The sequence below is a fragment of the Pseudomonas sp. IT-93MI4 genome, assembly GCF_949767635.1.
GTDB classification, from domain to species: Bacteria; Pseudomonadota; Gammaproteobacteria; order Pseudomonadales; family Pseudomonadaceae; genus Aquipseudomonas; species Aquipseudomonas putida_A.
Map to the genome: position 1 here is coordinate 1 of NZ_CATKPP010000007.1, position 3,853 is coordinate 3,853.

At 61.5% G+C, this 3,853-nt stretch carries 2 protein-coding genes; both read right to left on the reverse strand.

Annotation, left to right across the window (positions count from 1 at the left end; all coding sequences use genetic code 11):
* Positions 1 to 677: 677 nt before the first annotated feature.
* Positions 678 to 2,636, reverse strand: a complete 1,959-nt coding sequence (locus ACM6I7_RS05400) for a MacB family efflux pump subunit (RefSeq protein ID WP_027613122.1) — start codon at positions 2,634 to 2,636, stop codon at positions 678 to 680.
* A gap of 2 nt (positions 2,637 to 2,638) precedes the next feature.
* Positions 2,639 to 3,787: a macrolide transporter subunit MacA gene (macA, locus tag ACM6I7_RS05405; protein WP_098968301.1), complete on the reverse strand. Its 1,149-nt coding sequence runs from the start codon at positions 3,785 to 3,787 to the stop codon at positions 2,639 to 2,641.
* Between the last annotated feature and the right edge of the window lie 66 nt (positions 3,788 to 3,853).

The following is a 3,853-nucleotide window of genomic DNA, read 5'->3' on the forward strand; positions in this document are numbered from 1 at the left end:
GGTGTGTGTGGAGAACCGGGATTGCTCCTGTAGTTTTGATGGTGTCTGGCAGGCCGCTTTCGCGAGCAGGCTCGCTCCCACAGTTGGAATGTGTGCATTCAGGTGGGAGGTTGTCGGCTTGTAGGCCGTCCTCGCTGGCAGCCAGCTCCCACCATTTGACCGGGTGCATTCAGTTGGGGATTGGTCGGCTGTGAGGCCGCTTTCGCGAGCAGGCTCGCTCCCACAGTTGGATTGCGTGCATTCAGGTGGGAGGTTGGTCGGCGGGTAGGCCGCCATCGCTGGCAAGCCAGCTCCCACAATTTGACGAGTGCATTCAGTTGGGGATTGGTCGGCTGTGAGGCCGCTTTCGCGAGCAAGCCCGCTCCCACAGTTGGATTGCGTGCATTCAGGTGGGAGGTGGTCGGCTGGTAGGCCGCCATCGCTGGCAAGCCAGCTCCCACAATTTGATCGAGTGCACTCAGTCAGGGACTAGTCGACTGTGAGGCCGCTTTCGCGAGCAGGCTCGCTCCCACAGTTGGAATGCGTGCATTCAGGTGGGAGGTTGGTCGGCGGGTAGGCCGTCATCGCTGGCAAGCCAGCTCCCACAGTTGGAAAGCGAAAAACAGGGACGGGTTCATGACCCGTCCCTTTCGATTTGTGCACTTCAGTGCACGAGCCCGGCCAATCAGCTTCGGCAATCAGTCCCGCGCCAGCGCCTCGATCGGGTCCAGGCGCGATGCATTACGCGCGGGGACGAAGCCGAAGACGATGCCAATCAACGTCGAGCAGATCACCGCCGTCAGCACCGAGGCCATGGAGAACACCATCTCCCATTCCTTGATGAACAGCGAAAACAGATGGCCGATGGCATACGACAGGGAAATGCCGATGGCCCCGCCGAGCAGGCAGACCATCACCGCCTCCACCAGAAACTGCTGACGAATGTCCGACTGGCGTGCGCCGACCGCCATGCGAATGCCGATCTCGCGGGTACGCTCGGTGACCGACACCAGCATGATGTTCATCACCCCGATGCCGCCGACCACCAGCGAAATCACCGCGATCAGCGACAGCAGCAAGGCCAGCGAGCGGCTGGTTTTCTGCACGGTCTGCATCACGCTGTCGAGGTTGTTGGTGTAGAAGTCCTTGATGCCGTGGCGTTGCAGCATCAATTGGGTGACGTGATTTTCCACGACTTTGCTCGACTGGCCGTCCTTGATCCGTACGCTGATGCTGTCGAGAAAACGTTGGCCCAGGATACGCCCGGCGGCGGTTTCGTAGGGCACCCAGACGTTGAGGGTTTTGCCCGAGGCAAACAGGTTCTTGTTCTCGGCGGCCACGCCGATCACGGTGCATGGCAGGTTACCGATCAGGATCACCTGCCCCAGCGGATCGACGCCCTCGCCGAATAACCGATGCCGGGTGTTGAAGTCGATCACCACCACCTGCGCCTGACGCCGCGCGTCGCTCTCGCTGAAGGTGATGCCCGCCTCCAGTTTGATTCCGCGAACCTGGAAATACTGATCACTGACGCCATTGATCTGCGCGTCGAGGTCGATGTTGCGATAACGCAGAAGCATGCTGCGACCGACCACCGGGGTGGCGCTGTCGACGTAATACAGTTGATTCAGCGCGGTGACATCCGCTGGCACCAGTGTCTCGATCGAGGCGGCGCGCTTGTCGCCGAAACTGCTGCCGGAATAGATGTCGATGGTGTTGCTGCCGATCGCCGAAATGTCCTTGAGCACGTAGTTTTTCGCGCCCTCACCGATCGCCGAAATCGACACCACCGAGGTGATGCCGATGACAATCCCGAGCATGGTCAGCAAGGTGCGCATGCGGTGCGAAATCAGCGCCACCCAGGCCATGTTGAAGGCCTCCTTGAACAGCCCGAGGCTGGCGACCAAACGGCGTGTCGCCGGTGGTTTGGGCGGCACCTCCTCTTCGTCCGACAGTTGCCCGGTGTCGCGCTGGTTGCGCCGGTCGCTGAGGATTTCACCGTCGCTGACTTCGATGATGCGTTCGGCGTTGGCCGCGACTTTCGGGTCGTGGGTCACCAGAATCACCGTGTGCCCGGCCGCGTGCAGCTCCAGCAGGATACGCATCACTTCCTTGCCGCTGGCGGTGTCGAGAGCGCCGGTGGGTTCGTCGGCGAGGATCACTTCCCCGCCATTCATCAAGGCCCGGGCGATACTCACCCGTTGCTGCTGACCACCGGAGAGCTGGCTCGGCCGGTGGGTCAGGTGCCCGTCGAGACCCAGTCGCGCCAACAACTCGCGGGCGCGGGCGTGGCGTTGCGGCGCGGGGATGCCGGCGTAGATCGCTGGCATCTCGACGTTGTGCATCGCGCTCAGGTGCGGCAGCAAGTGATAGCGCTGGAAGATGAAACCGAAATAATCGCGGCGCAGCTCGGCCAGCGCCTGATCATCGAGGTCGCGGGTTTCCTGGCCATTGATCTTGTAGCTGCCGGCGGTGGCGTAATCGAGACAGCCGAGGATGTTCATCAGGGTTGACTTGCCGGAACCGGAGGCGCCGATGATCGCCACCATTTCTCCGGCGTTGATCGTCAGGTTGATGTTCTTCAGTGCGAGAAATTCACGGTCGCCGGCGGTAAAACTGCGGGTGATGCCGGTCAGTTGCAGCAACGCTTGCGTCATGCTCAAGCTCCCGCCACGGCGGGCAACGGATCACCGATCACCACCCGCTCGCCTTCGCTGAGGCCCTGATTGATCTGCACTTTGACGTTGTTGTTGATCCCGGTCTGCACGTTGCGCGACTGCGCCTGGCCCTTGGCATCGAGCACCCGCACCGGAAAGCTGCCATCGGCGTTGCGTGGCCCAAGCGCGGCCACCGGCACGGTCAGCACCGATTGCGCGGTATCGAGGACGATGCGCACTTGCGCGGTCATCGAGATGCGCAAGCGATGGTCGGGATTGGGCACCTCGAACAGCGCGTTATAGAACACTGCGGTGTTTTGCTTCGGGGTGCCGGCCGGCGGCGTTTCGAGGAAGTTCTGCGGCGCCGGCTCAGTGCCGCGCAGCTTGCCGTAATAGCGTTTGTCTTCGCCGAGAATGGTGAAATACACCTGCTGCCCCGGCGCGATATGAATCACGTCGGCTTCCGACACTTGGGCCTTGATGGTCATGGTGTCCAGATCCGCCAGTTTCAGCAGGATCGGCGCCAACTGGTTGGCGATCACGGTCTGGCCTTCCTGGGTGACGATGCCGACCACGTCGCCATCGATCGGCGCGACGATCCGCGTGTACGCGAGGTTGACCTTCGCGGTGTCGATCTGGATGTGCGCACTCTTGATCTGCGCGTCCAGCGACAGCAGATTGGCCTGTTGCACCTCGTAATCCGATTGCGCGGTTTCGAAATCCTGACGCGAGATCGACGCATCTTCCTGCAGGTTCTGATAGCGCTCGTAGATCGCTTTGGTCTGTTTGAGCTGGGCTTGCGTGGCGCGCTTTTGCGCCTGCAGGTTTTCCTCATCGACCTGAGCCTGACGCAGGGTGTTCTGCAGCACCAGAGGATCGATTTCCGCCAGCCACTGGCCCTTCTTCACCTTGTCGCCGACCTTGACCTTGAGCGACTTCAACTGCCCCGACACCTGAGCACCGACGTCCACCTGCTTGACGCCTTCCAGCAAACCGGTGGCGAGCACGGTGTTTTCGATATCCGAGCGTTCGACCGGCGCGGTCTGGTATTTCGGCGCTTCGGCCGGAGCCTGCACCGTGTACAGCACCAACCCGGCCACCGCCGCCAACGCCAACCCCATACCGACTTTGCGCAACTTCGACTTTTCCATAAATAACCACAAGTCCGTTCAGGGATGAACCCGGCCAGCGGCCGGGTCTTGATAGAACAACCACAC